At 51.8% G+C, this 18,109-nt stretch carries 18 protein-coding genes and 1 riboswitch; of the genes, 10 read left to right on the top strand and 8 right to left on the bottom strand.

What is annotated here, in order from left to right; genetic code table 11:
* The first annotated feature begins 24 nt into the window (after window positions 1-24).
* The 3 genes from glnE to glgS all read left to right on the top strand — a co-directional run bounded on the left by glnE (window position 25) and on the right by glgS (window position 4,861).
* Complete coding sequence (gene glnE, locus OGX94_RS09610) at window positions 25-2,865, top strand: bifunctional [glutamate--ammonia ligase]-adenylyl-L-tyrosine phosphorylase/[glutamate--ammonia-ligase] adenylyltransferase (protein WP_149281957.1); 2,841 nt, start codon at window positions 25-27, stop codon at window positions 2,863-2,865.
* 59 nt (window positions 2,866-2,924) lie between these two features.
* Window positions 2,925-4,358, top strand: a complete 1,434-nt coding sequence (hldE, locus tag OGX94_RS09605) for a bifunctional D-glycero-beta-D-manno-heptose-7-phosphate kinase/D-glycero-beta-D-manno-heptose 1-phosphate adenylyltransferase HldE (RefSeq protein ID WP_003828429.1) — start codon at window positions 2,925-2,927, stop codon at window positions 4,356-4,358.
* A 296-nt stretch (window positions 4,359-4,654) separates the two neighbouring features.
* Window positions 4,655-4,861: a cell surface composition regulator GlgS gene (glgS, locus tag OGX94_RS09600; RefSeq protein ID WP_008785836.1), complete on the top strand. Its 207-nt coding sequence runs from the start codon at window positions 4,655-4,657 to the stop codon at window positions 4,859-4,861.
* Between the two features lie 33 nt (window positions 4,862-4,894).
* On the opposite strand, the gene ubiK is transcribed toward glgS, so the two are convergent.
* Window positions 4,895-5,191: a ubiquinone biosynthesis accessory factor UbiK gene (gene ubiK, locus OGX94_RS09595; protein WP_003828426.1), complete on the bottom strand. Its 297-nt coding sequence runs from the start codon at window positions 5,189-5,191 to the stop codon at window positions 4,895-4,897.
* A 132-nt stretch (window positions 5,192-5,323) separates the two neighbouring features.
* Window positions 5,324-5,473: riboswitch (FMN riboswitch) on the top strand.
* Window positions 5,474-5,579: 106 nt separating this feature from the next.
* Here ubiK and ribB point away from each other — a divergent pair.
* Window positions 5,580-6,233, top strand: a complete 654-nt coding sequence (ribB, locus tag OGX94_RS09590; RefSeq protein ID WP_003828424.1) for a 3,4-dihydroxy-2-butanone-4-phosphate synthase — start codon at window positions 5,580-5,582, stop codon at window positions 6,231-6,233.
* Window positions 6,234-6,317: 84 nt separating this feature from the next.
* Here ribB and dsbI read toward each other — a convergent pair whose 3' ends face one another.
* From dsbI to assT, 3 genes are read right to left on the bottom strand one after another with little or no spacing between them, the layout of a single operon-like run.
* Window positions 6,318-6,995, bottom strand: a complete 678-nt coding sequence (gene dsbI / locus OGX94_RS09585; RefSeq protein WP_003828423.1) for a protein-disulfide oxidoreductase DsbI — start codon at window positions 6,993-6,995, stop codon at window positions 6,318-6,320.
* Window positions 6,996-7,009: 14 nt separating this feature from the next.
* Window positions 7,010-7,678 carry a thiol:disulfide interchange protein DsbA/DsbL gene (locus OGX94_RS09580; protein ID WP_200921158.1) on the bottom strand — a complete coding sequence of 223 codons (669 nt, stop codon included), beginning with the start codon at window positions 7,676-7,678 and terminating at the stop codon, window positions 7,010-7,012.
* 23 nt (window positions 7,679-7,701) lie between these two features.
* Entirely contained in the window at window positions 7,702-9,498 is a 1,797-nt protein-coding gene (assT, locus tag OGX94_RS09575; RefSeq protein ID WP_286569112.1) for an arylsulfate sulfotransferase AssT, read from the bottom strand.
* A 397-nt stretch (window positions 9,499-9,895) separates the two neighbouring features.
* Here assT and OGX94_RS09570 point away from each other — a divergent pair, with 397 nt between their 5' ends.
* Window positions 9,896-10,072, top strand: a complete 177-nt coding sequence (locus OGX94_RS09570) for a hypothetical protein (protein WP_003828416.1) — start codon at window positions 9,896-9,898, stop codon at window positions 10,070-10,072.
* Window positions 10,073-10,137: 65 nt separating this feature from the next.
* Here the strand turns inward: OGX94_RS09570 and zupT are convergent, their stop codons facing one another.
* Window positions 10,138-10,911, bottom strand: a complete 774-nt coding sequence (gene zupT / locus OGX94_RS09565) for a zinc transporter ZupT (protein WP_257662113.1) — start codon at window positions 10,909-10,911, stop codon at window positions 10,138-10,140.
* 147 nt (window positions 10,912-11,058) lie between these two features.
* Here zupT and ygiD point away from each other — a divergent pair, with 147 nt between their 5' ends.
* Complete coding sequence (gene ygiD / locus OGX94_RS09560; protein ID WP_126317407.1) at window positions 11,059-11,847, top strand: 4,5-DOPA-extradiol-dioxygenase; 789 nt, start codon at window positions 11,059-11,061, stop codon at window positions 11,845-11,847.
* Window positions 11,848-11,932: 85 nt separating this feature from the next.
* Here the strand turns inward: ygiD and OGX94_RS09555 are convergent, their stop codons facing one another.
* From OGX94_RS09555 to tolC, 3 genes are all read right to left on the bottom strand, one after another.
* Window positions 11,933-13,093 carry a glutathionylspermidine synthase family protein gene (locus tag OGX94_RS09555; RefSeq protein ID WP_257662112.1) on the bottom strand — a complete coding sequence of 387 codons (1,161 nt, stop codon included), beginning with the start codon at window positions 13,091-13,093 and terminating at the stop codon, window positions 11,933-11,935.
* Between the two features lie 5 nt (window positions 13,094-13,098).
* Window positions 13,099-13,776: a DUF1190 family protein gene (locus tag OGX94_RS09550; protein WP_003024591.1), complete on the bottom strand. Its 678-nt coding sequence runs from the start codon at window positions 13,774-13,776 to the stop codon at window positions 13,099-13,101.
* Window positions 13,777-13,923: 147 nt separating this feature from the next.
* Window positions 13,924-15,408 carry an outer membrane channel protein TolC gene (gene tolC / locus OGX94_RS09545; protein ID WP_286569107.1) on the bottom strand — a complete coding sequence of 495 codons (1,485 nt, stop codon included), beginning with the start codon at window positions 15,406-15,408 and terminating at the stop codon, window positions 13,924-13,926.
* A gap of 205 nt (window positions 15,409-15,613) precedes the next feature.
* On the opposite strand from tolC, the gene nudF reads away from it, so the two are divergent.
* Genes nudF through yqiA form a run of 4 tightly spaced genes read left to right on the top strand, consistent with a single transcriptional unit; the run spans window position 15,614 to window position 18,098 of the window.
* Window positions 15,614-16,246 (top strand): ADP-ribose diphosphatase, encoded by a 633-nt coding sequence (gene nudF / locus OGX94_RS09540; protein WP_048225550.1) that lies wholly within the window; start codon window positions 15,614-15,616, stop codon window positions 16,244-16,246.
* Window positions 16,243-16,665 (top strand): DUF1249 family protein, encoded by a 423-nt coding sequence (locus OGX94_RS09535; protein WP_003024582.1) that lies wholly within the window; start codon window positions 16,243-16,245, stop codon window positions 16,663-16,665. The genes nudF and OGX94_RS09535 overlap by 4 nt, the downstream gene beginning before the upstream one ends.
* A 24-nt stretch (window positions 16,666-16,689) precedes the next feature.
* Complete coding sequence (cpdA, locus tag OGX94_RS09530; protein WP_008785825.1) at window positions 16,690-17,517, top strand: 3',5'-cyclic-AMP phosphodiesterase; 828 nt, start codon at window positions 16,690-16,692, stop codon at window positions 17,515-17,517.
* A complete protein-coding gene (yqiA, locus tag OGX94_RS09525; RefSeq protein ID WP_003024575.1) occupies window positions 17,517-18,098 on the top strand; it encodes an esterase YqiA in 582 nt (193 codons plus the stop codon). The genes cpdA and yqiA overlap by 1 nt, the downstream gene beginning before the upstream one ends.
* Window positions 18,099-18,109 lie beyond the last annotated feature (11 nt).

Here is an 18,109-nt window from a genome sequence, read left to right as displayed (position 1 = left end):
CACCATTCAAAGGATAACCCGTAAATGAAGCAGCTCTCTTCACCGTTACAGCAGTACTGGCCGACCGTTGTTGAGCGGCTGCCAGCAGCAATATCTGAGTCCTCGCTTAGCGTTCAGGCGAAGTCAGTACTTACATTCAGTGATTTTGTCCGTGACAGCATTATTGCCCATCCCGAATGGCTGGCTGAGCTGGAAAGCACCCCACCCCTGGCGGATGAATGGCAACACTATGCCGACTGGTTACAGCAAGCATTGGCTGACGTTAGTGACGAAAACACGCTGATGCGTGAGTTACGCCTGTTTCGCCGTCGCATTATGGTGCGTATCGCCTGGGCACAGACGCTGTCGCTGGTGACCGAAGAGAGTATTTTGCAGCAGCTAAGCCATCTGGCTGAAACGTTGATCGTCGCCGCGCGTGACTGGTTATACGCCGCCTGCTGTCGCGAATGGGGTACGCCCTGTAATCCTGAAGGTGTGGCGCAGCCGCTGCTGATTTTAGGCATGGGGAAACTGGGTGGCGGCGAGCTGAATTTTTCCTCCGATATCGATCTGATTTTTGCCTGGCCAGAACATGGCAGCACACAGGGCGGGCGCCGCGAGCTGGATAACGCCCAGTTCTTTACCCGTATGGGCCAGCGGCTCATCAAGGTATTAGATCAGCCCACAATGGATGGGTTTGTCTATCGGGTGGATATGCGTTTACGCCCGTTTGGCGACAGCGGTCCGTTGGTACTGAGCTTCTCTGCGCTGGAGGATTATTACCAGGAGCAAGGGCGCGACTGGGAACGCTATGCGATGGTCAAAGCCCGCATTATGGGCGATGCCGACGGCACTTACGTCAGCGAGCTTCGTGCCATGCTGCGGCCTTTTGTTTTCCGTCGCTATATTGATTTCAGCGTGATCCAGTCGTTGCGTAACATGAAAGGGATGATTGCGCGTGAAGTGCGCCGCCGTGGTCTGAAAGACAACATCAAGCTGGGGGCGGGCGGTATTCGCGAAATTGAATTTATCGTGCAGGTATTCCAGCTTATTCGCGGTGGGCGCGAGCCGTCGCTGCAATCCCGCTCGCTGTTACCGACGCTTAGCGCCATCAATGCGCTGCACCTGCTGTCTGATACCGATACGGAACAACTGCGAGCAGCCTATCTCTATTTACGCCGCCTGGAAAACCTGCTGCAAAGCATCAATGATGAACAGACCCAAACGCTGCCAGGCGATGAGCTGAATCGCGCGCGGCTGGCGTGGGGGATGAACGTTGATGACTGGCAGCAATTAACTGATGTGCTGGCCAATCATATGGACAACGTACGCCGGGTATTTAACGAGCTGATTGGCGATGACGAGGCCGAAACTCAGGAAGAGTCGCTCTCAGAACAGTGGCGCGAACTGTGGCAGGATGCATTACAGGAAGATGACACCACGCCGGTGCTGACGCATCTGGCGGATGACGATCGTCGGCGCGTGCTGTCTCTGATAGCCGATTTCCGCAAAGAGCTGGATAAACGCACTATTGGCCCACGTGGACGCCAGGTGCTGGACCATTTAATGCCGCATCTGCTGAGCGATGTCTGTACGCGTGACGACGCCTCAGTCCCGCTGTCGCGCATTACCCCTCTGCTGGTGGGGATTGTTACCCGTACGACCTATCTGGAACTACTAAGCGAATTCCCCGGGGCGCTGAAGCATCTGATTTCGCTCTGTGCGGCCTCGCCGATGGTCGCCAGCCAGCTGGCGCGGTATCCGCTGTTGCTTGATGAACTGCTGGATCCGAACACCCTGTATCAACCCACCGCGACGGACGCCTACCGTGATGAGCTGCGCCAGTATTTGCTGCGCGTGCCTGAAGATGATGAAGAGCAGCAACTGGAGGCTCTGCGCCAGTTTAAGCAAACGCAGCTACTGCGTATTGCCGCGGCTGATATCGCCGGTACACTGCCGGTGATGAAGGTGAGCGACCATTTAACCTGGCTGGCGGAAGCTATTATTGATGCGGTAGTCCAGCAGGCGTGGACGCAGATGGTCGCGCGCTACGGTCAACCCACTCATCTTAGCGAACGCGAGGGGCGTGGTTTTGCCGTCGTCGGTTATGGCAAGCTGGGCGGCTGGGAACTGGGGTACAGCTCGGATCTCGATTTGATCTTCCTGCATGACTGTCCGATGGACGTGATGACGGACGGTGAGCGTGAGATTGACGGGCGACAGTTCTATCTGCGTCTGGCGCAGCGCATTATGCACCTCTTTAGTACCCGTACTTCGTCCGGTATTTTATACGAAGTGGATGCGCGTTTGCGTCCGTCAGGGGCGGCGGGGATGCTGGTGACATCAGCTGACGCTTTCGCCGATTATCAGCGTAACGAAGCCTGGACATGGGAGCATCAGGCGCTGGTGCGTGCTCGCGTAGTGTACGGCGACCCGCAGTTGACCTCTCAGTTTGATGCGATTCGTCGCGATATCATGACCCTCGTCCGTGATGGGAAAACCTTGCAGACCGAGGTGCGCGAAATGCGTGAGAAAATGCGTGCCCATTTGGGTAATAAGCATCGCGATCGTTTTGATATCAAAGCGGATGAAGGCGGCATCACAGATATTGAGTTTATTACGCAGTATCTGGTGCTGCGCTATGCGCATGAAAAACCGAAGCTGACGCGCTGGTCGGATAACGTGCGCATTCTGGAATTACTGGCGCAAAACGACATTATGGACGAGCAGGAAGCGCTGGCGCTTACCCGTGCTTATACGACGTTGCGTGATGAACTTCACCATCTTGCATTGCAGGAACTTCCGGGCCATGTGGCGCCGGAGCACTTCGACGCTGAACGTACACTGGTGCGTGACAGCTGGCAGAAGTGGCTGGGTGCCGAGTGAAGTGTGCTATTATCGCGCGCAAATTTTAAGACACTCAGAGAATCTCTCAGGAGACAGGAATGAAAGTAACTCTGCCAGAGTTTGAACGTGCAGGAGTCATGGTTGTCGGTGATGTGATGCTGGATCGCTACTGGTACGGTCCTACCAGCCGTATTTCACCTGAAGCGCCTGTTCCGGTGGTAAAAGTGGATACCATCGAAGAACGTCCCGGTGGCGCAGCAAACGTGGCGATGAACATTGCCTCTCTGGGAGCGAATTCGCGCCTGGTGGGCCTGACCGGTATTGACGACGCGGCGCGTGCGCTGAGCAAAACGCTGACGGATGTAAACGTAAAATGCGATTTCGTATCCGTGCCGACCCATCCGACGATCACCAAACTGCGCGTGCTTTCCCGCAATCAGCAGCTGATTCGCCTGGATTTCGAAGAAGGTTTTGAAGGTGTGGATCCGCAGCCGCTGCACGAGCGTATTAACCAGGCGCTGGGTTCTATCGGTGCTCTGGTGCTCTCCGACTACGCCAAAGGCGCGTTGGCAAGCGTGCAGCAGATGATTGCTCTGGCGCGTAAGGCTGGGGTGCCGGTGCTTATCGATCCGAAAGGAACCGATTTTGAACGCTACCGTGGCGCAACGCTGCTGACGCCGAACCTGTCTGAGTTTGAAGCGGTGGCGGGCAAGTGCAAAAGCGAAGATGAACTGGTTGAACGCGGCATGAAAGTGATTGCTGATTTCGACCTTTCCGCACTGCTGATCACGCGATCCGAGCAGGGGATGACGTTACTGCAACCGGGCAAATCGCCGCTGCATATGCCGACGCAGGCGCAGGAAGTGTATGACGTGACCGGTGCAGGCGATACGGTTATTGGCGTGCTGGCGGCGACGCTGGCGGCGGGTAACTCACTGGAAGAGGCGTGCTATTTTGCTAACGCCGCAGCCGGTGTTGTCGTTGGTAAGCTGGGGACCTCTACCGTTTCACCGATCGAGCTGGAAAACGCCGTGCGCGGTCGGGCTGATACTGGCTTTGGCGTGATGAGCGAATCTGAGCTGAAACAGGCCGTTGCCAGCGCCCGCAAGCGCGGCGAGAAAGTGGTAATGACCAACGGTGTGTTCGACATCCTGCATGCGGGCCATGTTTCCTATCTGGCGAATGCGCGCAAGCTGGGCGATCGCCTGATCGTGGCGGTCAACAGCGATGCTTCGACCAAACGTCTGAAAGGTGAAACGCGTCCGGTCAACCCGCTGGAACAGCGTATGATCGTACTGGGCGCGCTGGAATCTGTCGACTGGGTGGTCTCTTTTGAAGAAGATACGCCGCAGCGTCTGATTGCTGGCATTCTGCCGGATCTGCTGGTCAAAGGCGGCGACTATAAGCCGGAGCAGATTGCGGGCAGTGAAGAGGTGTGGGCGAACGGCGGTGAAGTGCTGGTGCTGAACTTCGAAGATGGCTGCTCCACGACTAATATCATCAAGAAGATCCAGAAAGACAGCGATAAGTGAACCCTGACCTGATAGCCGGATAAGCGAAGTTTCTTCAGGCTTACAGGATGTACCGATTACAGGCCGGATAAGACGTTTGCGCGTCACAATCCGGCTTTTTTTCGCTTTATTCTTCAGCCGCTGCGCCTCTTTCCCTGATATACCCGCCATACTTCAAGCCTTCTTAGATTTCATAGGAAACTGTGAACCCGCGCAGTAGTTTTGCGCACAATATGTACAGAATAACTTCGTATCCAGGGAAATACTGAAATTAGAAAAAGCATATGGCCTTAGCAGATATTCAATAACTGGAGGGTATGCTCATGAACAGCAATATGTATTCACTAAACAATTTCGATTTCCTGGCCCGTAGTTTTGCCAGGATGCAGGCTGAGGGCCATCCCATTGATATCCAGGCGATAACCGGGAACATGGATGAAGAACATCGTAGCTGGTTTTGCAAACGCTATGCGCTGTACTGCCAGCAGGCGACGGAAGCCAGGAAGCTAGAACTGGAACACTAACAGAAAAACGGGCCTTGCGGCCCGTTGTCGTTTTTACTCTTGCGGATCGACTGACGGGATCGCGGGGGCAGGTTTAATTTCTGCCGTTTTATCACGTGATTCAAGCTCAGTCAGACGTTGCTCAAGCATCGCCAGCTTTTCGCGCGTGCGCAATAAAACCTGAGTCTGTACATCGAATTCTTCGCGGCTTACCAGATCCAGACGGGTCAGCTGTGACTGCAGCGTTTGACGAATTTTCTTCTCGACGTCTTCGCCAAACTCGCGGATCCCTTTCGGCATCGACTCGTGAACCTGACGAGCAATCTGCTCAATTTTTTTCGGGTCAATCATTGTGGTTTCCCTGAACTGGTACGTGTTGCTGCCTATTGTAGTGCGAACTGACACAGGCATAAACCAGAATTGTGTGAAGCTAAGACGAGTAAAGGCGTTGATGAAGGTAATCAATAGCGTTATAGTTAACCCGCTTATTCTCAGGGCGGGGCGAAATTCCCCACCGGCGGTAAATCAACTGATGTTGAAAGCCCGCGAGCGCTTTTTGTTACGGCAAAAAGGTCAGCAGATCCGGTGTAATTCCGGGGCCGACGGTTAGAGTCCGGATGGGAGAGAGTAACGATCCAGTCGGGCATGGACCCGCTCACGTTATTTTTTTGCCGCTTAGACGGTACTCCTAAGACTGCCCTGATTCTGGTAACCATAATTTTAGTGAGGTTTTTTTACCATGAATCAGACGCTACTTTCCTCTTTTGGTACGCCTTTCGAACGTGTTGAACATGCGCTGTCTGCGCTGCGTGAAGGACGCGGTGTAATGGTGCTTGACGACGAAGACCGTGAAAACGAAGGCGATATGATTTTCCCGGCAGAAACCATGACTGTTGAACAGATGGCGCTGACCATCCGTCACGGTAGCGGTATTGTATGTCTGTGCATCACTGAAGACCGACGCAAACAGCTCGATCTGCCAATGATGGTGGAAAACAACACCAGCGCTTACGGTACCGGTTTTACCGTGACCATTGAAGCCGCAGAAGGCGTGACCACTGGCGTTTCCGCTGCAGACCGTGTTACTACGGTACGTGCGGCAATTAAGGATGGCGCTAAACCTTCCGATCTTAACCGTCCGGGGCACGTTTTCCCGCTGCGTGCTCAGGCAGGTGGCGTGTTGACCCGCGGTGGTCATACTGAAGCAACCATCGACCTGATGACGCTGGCAGGGTTTAAACCGGCGGGTGTGCTGTGCGAACTGACCAATGACGATGGCACCATGGCGCGTGCGCCAGAATGCATCGAATTTGCCGGTAAGCATAATATGGCTGTGGTTACTATCGAAGACCTGGTGGCTTACCGTCAGGCGCATGAGCGCAAAGCCAGCTAATTGCTGACTACCGCGACAACCGTGGTAGGGATAAAAAAACCGAAGTCAGTTTTCTGGCTTCGGTTTTTTGTTATTGCGGCCTGGCTATTTTTTTCTGGCCAGCTTAAGTGCCCAGGCTCCGCTCATTACCAGCAACAGCACTAAACACAAACCAAAGGCGAGCAGGCAGGCCTGCGCCATATTCATAAAATGCCATGGCGGGAGCAGATACCAGCCTTCGGACTGCTGGTACAGATCGACAAACCACTTTTGCGTACTGCTGAGCGCTACGCCATCGGGAACGACAGGTGCGTCATAGCCGCAATCTCCAGTGGGCTTAAACCATTCTGGAGCCCAGTTTGCCAGTGGCAAATTGAAAGGGAATGTCGGATCGGTGGAACATCCCTGTACACCAAAGAGTGAATCCGGGTCCGGGTTATGTACTGCATAATGGATGCCATTAAGTTTGATTGAAAACTTAATGCCCATAATGCTGCCATAAAATGCCGCAATGCAGCCGACCAGTTTTAGGATGAGGTTTTTAGGGTTTATTGCCGCGATCAGCCCACCGAAAACCATCACAAACATGGCAAAGCGGATGTATACACATTGCTCGCAAGGGGCCATGTAGAGATAGATTTGGAAGAACGAGTGCGCCAGAATAATTAACCCACCCATGGCACAAGCCATTAGCAACCACAAAAAGCGTCGCTCCTGCCATCTCACCAGGGTATCAACCGGTGCGGTACATAAGTCTCGCCACAATCCTTTGATAAAATCCATAGCCGGTTCCCTGTTTATTTTGTCGCCAGCTCTCTGACAAGCTCAGCCATGGAATCAATCGATTTGATGCTTTTGGTGTAGATCAGGTACTTACCATTGACGACGTAAGCCGGAACCCCCTGGATTTTGGCAACATCATAGGCCGCTTTCCATTTTTCCAAGGTCTCCTGAACTACGGGTTCTTTTAAGGTGTTCTCGAAGTCTGCTTGACTCATACCCGCAGCATCCAGCCCTGTTTTGATGAATGAAGCGGGATCTTTACCGTCAGACCAGCGTTCCTTCTTGTCGTGGTAGGCAGTGTAGTAAGCAAACTTGGCTTTTTTGAACTGTGATTTGGCGTCAAACAATGAGACCCCTGCGGCCTGATCCTTCGCAATCATTACTGCAAATACTTCACTGGCCTGTTTACCGTATTCTCCTTTGGTCTCGAGATGAAAAGGTGTGAAGGCGACGAGATCGGCAACTTTTTCTGACACCGGGCCGGTCACGGCTTTATCATATTTGTAGCAGAATGGGCAGGCATAGCTGAATACTTTGATCAACGTTTTATCAGCATTGGGAATCGGTTTCTCCAGCACCATATAGTCAGTACCTTCAGTAAAAGCCGATGCTGCAAATGGTGTTACCAGCGCCGCCGTTAATACCACGCTTTTAAATAATGAAGTAATCCATTTAGATGACATAATTAATCCTTAATCTAACGATACTATTTAAACATTTGTTGTGGGCGAACCAGTAATGCGCGGTAGTGCGTTTGGTTTGGTTTATCGGAAAGGACATCAATTTCGACTTTGACTTCTTTTGTTTTGTAGTCAATTTCGTTGATTTTGCCGGTGGTTGGCTGTCCAACGTCAAATAAATTAATAGAACCACCAAATCCAAACATGGTGTCGCGGTCTTTTTGATATTCAATTACCGACGTGATAGGACTGTAGAAATCATAACCGCGCTCTTTCCCGTACTCCCAAATTTGCTGAACGGTTCCTTTTTTCTCGTCAATTTTATATTCGACGAACCGGGAATATTTCATTGTTGGTAGCGCCGGTTGTTCGAGTCCACGCCCATCGCCATTGTCAAAGATGGTTAGCGTTCCTTTGCTGGAGAGCCAGGCGGTGTGTTGGGTGTAGGTAAAATCGAAATCAGTATTCTCGCACTTACCGTTTTCATCACACTTCAGCGCATTGCCCTTATCATCAACCGGTTTTAACAATTTGCTTGCCAGCGACTTATTCCAGCCTTTAGACGGTGCCAGAATCCATTTCACCTGTTTATCGCGACCGATTTTGACGACACCCTGATGGCGGGAAGAAAGAATGATGGAGTCATCTTTAGCGTCATAGGCAATGGAGTTGACGTGAGCCCAGTTACGGCCCGCACCAACGCCGAGGGCGTCACCATAGGGGGTATCTGGCTCCAGTTTCGCCTGTTGGCCTGCGTGAGCGAGATCCACGTTGACGCATACCGCGCCTGCGTCCAGCGCACCCAGCAGCGCGTCACGCATCGGGTCGAGAATTTTGGTTAGATCCCACACGTCAACAACACGTCCAGATTTATCGACTTCAATAATCTGGTCGCGGATGGTATGCACGTGAAGACCATCCTCTTTGCGATAGTCGCGTTTACCTACGCGCAGCAATACAGTGTTATTGACCGTTTCGATCGATTCATGTGATGCATCCATGAATCCGCGCGGTAGTTTATGGTCGGCCAGAATCTGGCCCAGCATATCGAATTCATACCAGTGCTGGCCTTGTACGGCGGTGAATGTGCCGCGCGGTGTCTCACGAATACCCATCAGGTAGCCGCGCTTGTTGATATCCATGTCGTGGCCGTCATAGAAGGTGTCCTGATCCAGCCACCACCGATATTCGCCTTCCGTATCGACGACAAAGGTAAAGGGTGCGATATCAAAAGGGAGTGCGCCGCCAGCCGGACCCGCATCCAGGATGCCGGCATTTTTATCTTTTTCACCATGCCAGTGGAATTCTGCACCCTGCGGGGTAAAGGTATGGGTATTCACCAGATAAAGGCGATCTTCAAAACCCGGTGCTACTTTAATCACTTTTGTTTGCTGTAAATCAGATATAGAGCGGTTATCCATATAGTGATTAACGATGGCGGATGTTTGCACCACGTAATCATCTTTCATGGTTTTGCCATTTTCTTTATATTCAACGGTTACCTTATTTGCGAACTTTTGATAAAGGCCAAAAATAGGAATGCCATCGTACGTGGCGAGCAACTCTTTGCCGACGGTATAAGTCACCGGAACGCCTTTTTCACCTTTACCATGGACGGTAACTTTAACATCTGAAATAACGTGGCTATCTAATTCAACCAGCGCAGTAAGCGGGGCATTTCCATAAGGGTCAACTACTATTGCGCCCAATTTTCCTGCAGGCTGGGCCGGTTGAAAACCAGCGGCAAGAGAGTTTCCTGCTGCCAATCCAAATGTCAGTGCCAGAGTCCCAGCCAGAAGTGTTTTTCGGTATTGTGTAAACATGGATATATCTCCTTATATTACCTATAAATATAATTTTGCTGAATATATTATGTTTTTACTATTTTGATAAAATAAAATGGTATTACTAATGCTACATTTCACAATGTATTAATTAATGTTGATGAAATGTATTATTCTGCAGGAGCTAATTTTTATTATTTTCTGGATAGTATGAGTGCGATATTTTAAGAACAATATTTATTATTGCGTAGTGTGATCTTGTCGACATTGTTTTAATTGTTTATAACGAGTTTGGCTAATAGCTTAGCCGCTGATTTATATGATCGAAATCATATATTTGTTTCTGAAATATGCCACTATATGAGTATGTCAGAATAAGGTTGTGTAAAATTTTAACGTTAAATGTTTAATGATGTTAAATTTTAAGGGTAGAAGAATGTTTATTGCCTGGTATTGGATTGTATTAATTGCACTCGTTGCGGTGGGTTATTATTGTCATATGAAACGTTATTGTCGGGCATTCCGCCAGGACAGAGATGCCTTACTTGAAGCGCGAAACAAACTCTTTCGCCGTTCTGGTGAAGATAACAGCGCGATTAAGGAACAGGATTAGTCCTTCATATTCTGCTATGGATGAGCGGATGCTGTAAATTTGCAGAGTGGCATCCGCCCTCTGGATTATCCGATTCCCATCGACTGGAGGATGACGAGGCTTAACCCCATCACCGACATTCCACATAACACCCCATAGCTGGGATTATTATTGGGATCGATCTCTTTTGCCAACGGCATCAATTCATCGACGGACAGCGCCACCATAATACCTGCGACAGCCGCCATTATTGCCGCCATCACCACCGGTGATATAAGGCTACCGAGAATTAACCACGCCAGTACGCCGCCCAGTATTTCTGCCATACCTGAAATCCCTGCCCAGAATATCGCCGTACGTTTGGAGCCTGTGGCGGCATAGACGGGACCCGCCACCGCTAATCCTTCAGGAATATTGTGTAATGCAACGGCGAGGGCAATACCAAAGCCCAGCTCAAGGTTGCTACTGGCGGTAACAAACGTCGCAATCCCTTCAGGAAAGTTGTGCAGGCTGATGCCGAGCGTTAATAAAATCGCGGTGCGTTTAATAGAGCCGGGTAGAGGCTGCGTTGTTTTTTGTACCAGATCCTGAGGGTGCGCGTGCGGCAATAGACGGTCCAGACCAAAGTAGCCCAGTAAGCCGACGATAAACATTCCGTAGCCCAGCACTGGCGACATACCTTCAGCGGCCAGCGCAGCAGGTAGCATCTCCATAAGGGAGATCAGTAGCATAATCCCGGCGGCGAAGCCTAAAGAAAAGGCGAGAACGCGGTTAGACGGTTTTTGCCCTAACACGCCGAGAAATGCGCCGGTAAACGTGGCGGCACCTGCCAGTAAAGTCAGAAGTAAAGGTACTGACATCGACAAATAAAACTCCTTATCAATCTGCTGTCCGGGTTGGATCGTCAAAATAACTGATGATCTTCATCATGGTTATCTGAGTTCTTCATCAACCGAATAAGCGTATTGTGGTGGTATCAAAATGACTCCCTCAGTAAGGATATCATCATGTCTTCAACTCGTATGCCAGCATTGTTTTTGGGCCACGGTAGCCCGATGAATGTTCTGGAAGATAACGTTTATACCCGTGCCTGGCAGCAACTGGGGGAAACGTTGCCGCGTCCGAAAGCCATTGTGGTGGTCTCGGCGCACTGGTTCACCCGTGGAACGGGTGTGACTGCGATGGAAGCCCCCAAAACGATCCACGATTTTGGCGGTTTTCCGCAAGCATTATATGACACCCATTACCCGGCTCCTGGTTCGCCTGAACTGGCACAGCATCTGGTTAACTTGCTTGCTCCAGTGCCTGTTACCCTGGACAAAGAAGCGTGGGGTTTTGACCACGGTTCCTGGGGCGTGCTGATCAAGATGTACCCGAATGCGGATATTCCGATGGTGCAACTGAGCATTGATAGCACCAAACCCGCGGCATGGCATTTTGAGATGGGCCGTAAGCTGGCGGCGCTGCGTGATGAGGGCATTATGCTGGTGGCCAGTGGTAACGTGGTGCATAACCTGCGCACTGCGCGCTGGCACGGTGAGAACACGCCTTATCCGTGGGCGACTTCATTCAATGATTATGTTAAGGCAAACCTGACATGGCAGGGACCGGTTGAGCAGCACCCATTGGTGAACTATCTCGATCATGAAGGTGGATCGTTATCAAACCCGACGCCGGATCACTATCTGCCGCTGCTGTATGTACTCGGGGCATGGGACGGTAAAGAGTCTGTCACGATCCCGGTAGATGGTATTGAGATGGGAAGTTTAAGTATGTTGTCGGTGCAGGTTGGATGATGAATGCCCGATGGCACTGCGCTTATCGGGCAATAAGTTCATGCTGAAGGCCGGGTAAGGCGGAGCCGCCACCCGGCACTCTCAATTATTCGACAAAAATATGCGGATAGAAACGTGACAGATCCTGTGTGATCAACGCGCGGTCTTCACGAATGCCGATCCCGGCTGGTTGATCGTTGATCAGCCAGCTGCCAATCAGCATATAGCTGTCGCCAAACTTCGGTAGCTGATGGAACTGCTGCACGATCATACCTTCTTCACCGTACGGCCCTTCCACTGCTTCGATCGTTTTACCGTTCTCAACAATGGAGACGTTAGCCCCCTCGCGTGAGAAGATCGGTTTGACGACGAATTTATCCATCTGCGGATGATCGTCTTCGGCGAAGTACGCTGGCAGCAGGTTCGGATGGTCCGGGAACATTTCCCATAACAGCTGCAACAGTGCTTTATTGGAGATAATGCTCTTCCAGGCCGGTTCCAGCCAGCGAACGCCAGCATCTTCCAGTTTGGTGGAGAACATTTCACGCAGCATGAATTCCCATGGATAGAGCTTGAACAGGTTAGCGATTACCTGATCCTGCATGTCGGTGAACTGACCTTTTTCACCAAGACCAATATCTTCTACATAGAGGAATTCTGTAGCGATCTCAGCTTCGGCCGCGCAATCCTGTAGATACTGGATCGTACCGCGATCTTCCACCGTATCACGACAGCAGGTCAGATGAAGCAGTTGAAAACCATACTGCTCACGCAGCTCGGTGAAACGCTCGATCAGTTTTTCCTGCAGACTGTTGAACTGATCGCTGCCTTCCGGCAGGTTGCCCGCATTGAGCTGATCTTCCAGCCAGATCCACTGGAAAAACGCGGCTTCGTACAGCGAGGTTGGCGTATCGGCGTTGTTTTCTAAAAGCTTGGGTTCACCCGTGCCGTCCCATGCCAGATCGAGACGTGAATAGAGCGACGGTTGCTGCGTCTGCCAGGACTGGCGGACAAAGCCCCAGGTATGCTTCGGAATGCGAAACTTGGTCATCAACTCATCGCTGGCGATGACCTTTTCCACCACCTTGAGGCACATTTGATGCAGCTCTGCGGTGACCTCTTCCAGCTTTTCGACCTGAGCAAGGGTGAGCTTATAGTACGCGTCTTCACACCAGTACGGCTCGCCGTACATCGTGTGAAAATTGAAACCGTATTCGGTGGCTTTGTCGCGCCAGTCCGGGCGCTCAACAATACTGACTCTTTCCATGACGATCAGCCACCCATTGAACGTGTGGTGGTGCCGCTTGCGCTACGCTGCATGGTGCTCTGTTTGGCCACAGACTCACCAAATCCGCCGCGGGTTACGGTAGAGGTAGTGGCAGGTTTCGGTGCCATAGCGGTTTTCGGTACGGTCATGGTGCGACCCGGCGTTGCTGCACCGTAGTTTTTACCGCTAGCATCCGTGTATTTGCCGTAAGCCGGGCTGGCTGGGTTTTTCGAGCTGAACAGCGGTTGCTGAGCGCCCATTCCGCCGCCCATCAGTCGGCCCATCATGTAGCCCGCCATCAGCGGCATCCAGAAGCTGCCGCTGCTTTGATTCTGCGCCTGAGCCTGGCCTTCACCGGTCGGCGCCATACCTGCTTGCGCAGGAGCCTGCTGGCACTGGCCTTCGCCGAATTCAGCGATACAGTCTTCACGAGTGGCGTATTTTGGCGCGGTACGTTCAGCTTCTTTCAGCGCATTGTTAAACGCAGTAGTACATTCGGCGCTTTTACCCGGGTTAGCTGCAGAGCAGTCGTCAGCGTTCTGATAAAGCGAAACCGTTTCGTCGCTCTTTTCACAGCCCGCGAGCATAAACACAGCGGTAACTGCCAGGGCGACAGGAGTCAGATGGCGCGCGCTCCAGCTTTTGCGGAACGAGGCGTGATGTATAGATTTTGTCCGTTTCATTTATGTCTTCCAGTACCCAGTGGTAACTCTGCTCAGAATAGAGGATGACTGGTCGAAATTGAAGCGGGAAGAGGCGAGAATGCGGAAGAAGAGGCGGATCTTTACGTTGTCTTACGTTCAGACGGGGCCGAAGCCCCGTCATCAGCATCAGTTACGGAACGGGTTGTTGCCGTTGCTGCTGGTTGAACGCGCGGCCGTTGGCTGAGCCGCAGGCGTCGCGCTGTTGGACGTATAACCGTCCGACGCGGCATCTTGCTGCGCGTTTTCCGGCGCGATCGTATCCGGAGTCGTGGATACGGGTTTACCCAGCGTATTGTTCAGTGCTACCAGATCCTGCTCGTTCAGCGTACCGAGCGCAGATTTGACGTTTAACTGGTTAATAAGATAGGTATAACGCGCATTCGCCAGTTGCTGCTTGGCGTTGTACAGCGTGGTGGTGGCATCCAACACATCCACGATGGTACGTGTACCTACGGAATAGCCGGCTTCCATCGCATCCAAAGAGCTTTGGGCCGAGACAACCGCTTGTTTGTACGCGTTAATGCTACTGATGGAAGCATTAATGTTGTTGAACGAAGAACGCACGGTCTGCACCACGCTGCGGTGCGCGCTTTCCAGCTGTTCGCTCGCGCCAACAAAGTTGTACTGCGCTTGTTTCACCTGCGAGTTAACCATTCCGCCCTGATACAGCGGCAGCGAGAAGCTCAGACCAATTTTGTTCTGGCCCATGTTGCTGTCGTCGTACTGATTACCCGTCGCGCCACCGTGGGTTTTTGACCCGCTGTAGGAGGTGTCAGATACCCCGGTAGAGGCGGTCAGGTCCAGAGTCGGTAAATGACCATCCTGCGCCAGACGAATCTGCTCACGTGCCAGATCCTGGCTCAAACGGGCCTGCAATAATGACAGGTTGCGGTTTTCTGCTTCTTTCAGCAGCGCGTTCACCGCCTGCGGTTTATTGGTTTTAAAACCATCAACGTTCAGTGAAGCCAGTTCCGGGTAGTAGTTACCGGTTACCTGGCGCAGCTGTTCTACCGCGTTATCCAGATTGTTACGCGCGGTAACTTCGTTCGCCAGTACAGTATCGTATTGTGAACGGGCGTTCTGTACGTCAGTGATGGCAACCAGGCCAACGTTAAAACGCTGAGTGGTCTGATCTAACTGACGATAGACCGCATCTTTCTGTGCCTGGGTATAAGAAAGCACGTCAATTGCGTTCAATACGTTAAAATAGGCTGTGGCGGTATTCAGGATCAGCGTTTGCTGATCGGTCTGATAGGTCACGTCCTGGATGCCCGCTGATTTTTCTTGCAGCGTCAGGGCACGCCATTTAGACATGTCAAAAATAGACTGAGTTAACTGCAAAGATGCGCTGGTTGCATTGGAGTTGACGCCATTTGCATCACGGTAGCCATTGCTGTAGGTGTAATCGGCACCTAAACCCAGTTGCGGCAGCAATGGACTACGCGCTTCGTTAATTTTTTCGAATGCAGCATCGCGATCGGCGGCGGATTTACGCAATTCCGGGTTGCTCAGGCGTGCTTGCTGATAAACCTGCATCAGGTTTTCTGCCTGGCTCAAAGTACTGAACCCCGACAGGCTCAGGCCGATAAGGATGGGGAGCAATTTCTTCATTTGCATTCCTTGTTGTGAAGCAGTATTTAGCGCTGATCAAATTGTAAAAATATTTGCTGATTCTAGCAGAATCCGCCACTTCAAAAAGTTGGCGTTACGTGCCATACGGCGTTAATTTGCATCAATTTAACACAAGGGCGTTCAAACATCAGTCAAACGACCTTGAAATTCACATTTTAATCACTATTGGTTTCAGGACAGCACAATGCGTAAACCAGACAACTTGCCAATGACTTTCACTAAAAATGATGTAGAAATTATTGCACGAGAAACGCTATACCGCGGTTTTTTTTCACTGGATCTTTATCGGTTTCGCCACCGCCTGTTTAACGGGGGGATGAGCGGTGAGGTAACGCGCGAAATTTTTGAGCGCGGACACGCGGCTGTCTTGCTACCCTTTGACCCTGAGCGGGATGAAGTTGTGCTGGTCGAGCAGATTCGTATTGCGGCATTTGATACCAGCGAAAGCCCGTGGCTACTGGAAATGGTAGCCGGAATGATCGAAGAGGGCGAAACCGTTGAAGATGTAGCCCGTCGTGAAGCAATGGAAGAGGCCGGGCTGGAAGTTAAAAGGACGAAACCCGTTCTGAGCTATCTGGCAAGCCCGGGTGGCACCAGTGAGCGTCTGTCTATTTTAGTCGGCGAAGTGGACGCCACGACCGCGAGCGGAATACACGGTCTGGCTGATGAAAACGAAGATATTCGTGTTCATGTGGTAAGCCGGGAACAGGCTTACCAATGGGTAGAAGAGGGGAAAATCGACAACGCAGCGTCTGTCATCGCCTTGCAATGGTTACAGCTGCACTATCAAGAGTTAAAAACTGAGTGGAAAAAATGAAGCGTTACACACCTGACTTCCCTGAAATGATGCGTCTGTGCGAAACCAACTATTCGCAATTGCGCCGCCTGCTGCCACGTAATGATGCAGCCGGTGAAACAGTGAGCTATCAGGTAGCAAACGCACAATATCGGTTAACGATCGTTGAATCGACCCGATACACTACGCTTGTCGCGATCGAACAAACGGCACCGGCCGTCACTTACTGGAGCCTGCCGTCATTGACTGTGCGCCTGTATCATGACGCAAGGGTGGCTGAAGTGTGTTCAAGTCAGCAGATCTTTCGCTTCAAAGCGCGGTATGATTATCCAAATAAAAAGTTGCATCAACGCGACGAAAAGCATCAAATTAATCAGTTTCTGGCCGACTGGTTACGGTACTGTTTAGCACATGGAGCGATGGCGATTCCGGTTTATTAGCGTCGTGAAACCTAAGGACACCATTTGGAAAGCCTGTTAACCCTTCCTTTGGCTGGTGAGGCCAGAGTCAGGATCTTACAAATTACAGACACTCACCTGTTTGCCGAAAAGCATGAAACGCTGCTGGGTGTGAACACCTGGGACAGCTATCAATCCGTACTGGATGCAATACATGCAGAGTCGCCTGAGTACGATCTGATCGTCGCGACGGGTGATTTGGCGCAGGATCAATCCGCTGCGGCTTATCAGCATTTTGCTGAGGGCATCGCAAGTTTTCGTGCGCCCTGCGTTTGGCTACCGGGCAATCACGATTTTCAGCCGGCAATGTACAGCGCGCTGCAGGATGCGGGCATTTCCCCGGCCAAACGCGTTTTCATTGGCGAACAGTGGCAAATATTGCTGCTCGACAGCCAGGTGTTCGGCGTTCCCCACGGTGAGTTAAGTGAATTCCAGCTCGAATGGCTGGAGCGTAAACTTGCTGATGCGCCAGAGCGTAACACCTTGCTACTACTGCATCATCATCCCCTGCCTGCGGGCTGCAGCTGGCTCGATCAGCACAGTCTGCGAAATGCCGCTGAGCTGGATAACGTGCTGGTGAATTATCCTCGCGCCAGGTATCTATTGTGCGGGCATATTCATCAGGAGCTGGATCTGGACTGGAACGGTCGCCGTCTGCTGGCGACGCCGTCGACCTGCGTGCAGTTTAAACCGCACTGTTCCAACTTCACATTGGATACCATCAGCCCAGGCTGGCGGACGCTGGAGCTTTTTGCCGACGGGACGTTGCAGACTCAGGTACGTCGCCTGCAGGGTAATCGGTTCCACCCTGATACCGCTTCAGAAGGCTACTGATGTCTACGCTTCTCTATCTTCACGGATTTAATAGCTCTCCTCGTTCGGCGAAGGCGTGTTTACTGAAAAACTGGCTGGCGGAACACCACCCGCACGTTGAGATGATCGTGCCGCAGCTACCTCCGTATCCGGCGCAGGCCGCAGAGATGCTGGAATCGATCATTCTTGAACACGGCGGAGAGTCGCTGGGGATTGTCGGTTCCTCTTTAGGCGGCTATTACGCCACCTGGCTGTCGCAATGTTTTATGCTGCCGGCAGTGGTGGTGAACCCTGCCGTACGGCCTTATGAACTGCTGGTCGACTATCTCGGTCAAAACGAGAACCCCTACACGGGGCAGCAATATGTGCTAGAGTCACGCCATATTTACGATCTTAAAGTCATGCAGATTGACCCGCTGGAAGCGCCGGATTTGATCTGGCTGCTCCAACAAACGGGCGATGAAGTGTTGGACTACCGCCAGGCGGTGGCGTATTACGCCTCCTGCCGTCAGACAGTTATTGAGGGCGGAAACCACGCATTCACGGGCTTCGAAGATTATTTCAACCCGATTGTCGATTTCCTTGGACTGCACAGTTTCTGACGATCAATTCG

This window comes from Citrobacter sp. Cpo037 (assembly GCF_030332945.1).
GTDB lineage: Bacteria > Pseudomonadota > Gammaproteobacteria > Enterobacterales > Enterobacteriaceae > Citrobacter > Citrobacter portucalensis.
Note: the sequence above shows the minus strand (reverse complement) of the source record. Positions and strands in the feature narration are given on the sequence as shown.

Coding starts and splice junctions, on each gene's coding strand:
- ribB (WP_003828424.1), top strand. CDS start 5,580: ATGAATCAGACGCTACTTTCCTCTTTTGGTACGCCTTTCGAACGTGTT.
- tolC (WP_286569107.1), bottom strand. CDS start 15,408: ATGAAGAAATTGCTCCCCATCCTTATCGGCCTGAGCCTGTCGGGGTTC.
- glnE (WP_149281957.1), top strand. CDS start 25: ATGAAGCAGCTCTCTTCACCGTTACAGCAGTACTGGCCGACCGTTGTT.
- OGX94_RS09580 (WP_200921158.1), bottom strand. CDS start 7,678: ATGTCATCTAAATGGATTACTTCATTATTTAAAAGCGTGGTATTAACG.
- glgS (WP_008785836.1), top strand. CDS start 4,655: ATGCTCATGAACAGCAATATGTATTCACTAAACAATTTCGATTTCCTG.
- ubiK (WP_003828426.1), bottom strand. CDS start 5,191: ATGATTGACCCGAAAAAAATTGAGCAGATTGCTCGTCAGGTTCACGAG.
- OGX94_RS09550 (WP_003024591.1), bottom strand. CDS start 13,776: ATGAAACGGACAAAATCTATACATCACGCCTCGTTCCGCAAAAGCTGG.
- OGX94_RS09555 (WP_257662112.1), bottom strand. CDS start 13,093: ATGGAAAGAGTCAGTATTGTTGAGCGCCCGGACTGGCGCGACAAAGCC.
- hldE (WP_003828429.1), top strand. CDS start 2,925: ATGAAAGTAACTCTGCCAGAGTTTGAACGTGCAGGAGTCATGGTTGTC.
- OGX94_RS09535 (WP_003024582.1), top strand. CDS start 16,243: ATGAAGCGTTACACACCTGACTTCCCTGAAATGATGCGTCTGTGCGAA.
- assT (WP_286569112.1), bottom strand. CDS start 9,498: ATGTTTACACAATACCGAAAAACACTTCTGGCTGGGACTCTGGCACTG.
- ygiD (WP_126317407.1), top strand. CDS start 11,059: ATGTCTTCAACTCGTATGCCAGCATTGTTTTTGGGCCACGGTAGCCCG.
- nudF (WP_048225550.1), top strand. CDS start 15,614: ATGCGTAAACCAGACAACTTGCCAATGACTTTCACTAAAAATGATGTA.
- zupT (WP_257662113.1), bottom strand. CDS start 10,911: ATGTCAGTACCTTTACTTCTGACTTTACTGGCAGGTGCCGCCACGTTT.
- yqiA (WP_003024575.1), top strand. CDS start 17,517: ATGTCTACGCTTCTCTATCTTCACGGATTTAATAGCTCTCCTCGTTCG.
- OGX94_RS09570 (WP_003828416.1), top strand. CDS start 9,896: ATGTTTATTGCCTGGTATTGGATTGTATTAATTGCACTCGTTGCGGTG.
- dsbI (WP_003828423.1), bottom strand. CDS start 6,995: ATGGATTTTATCAAAGGATTGTGGCGAGACTTATGTACCGCACCGGTT.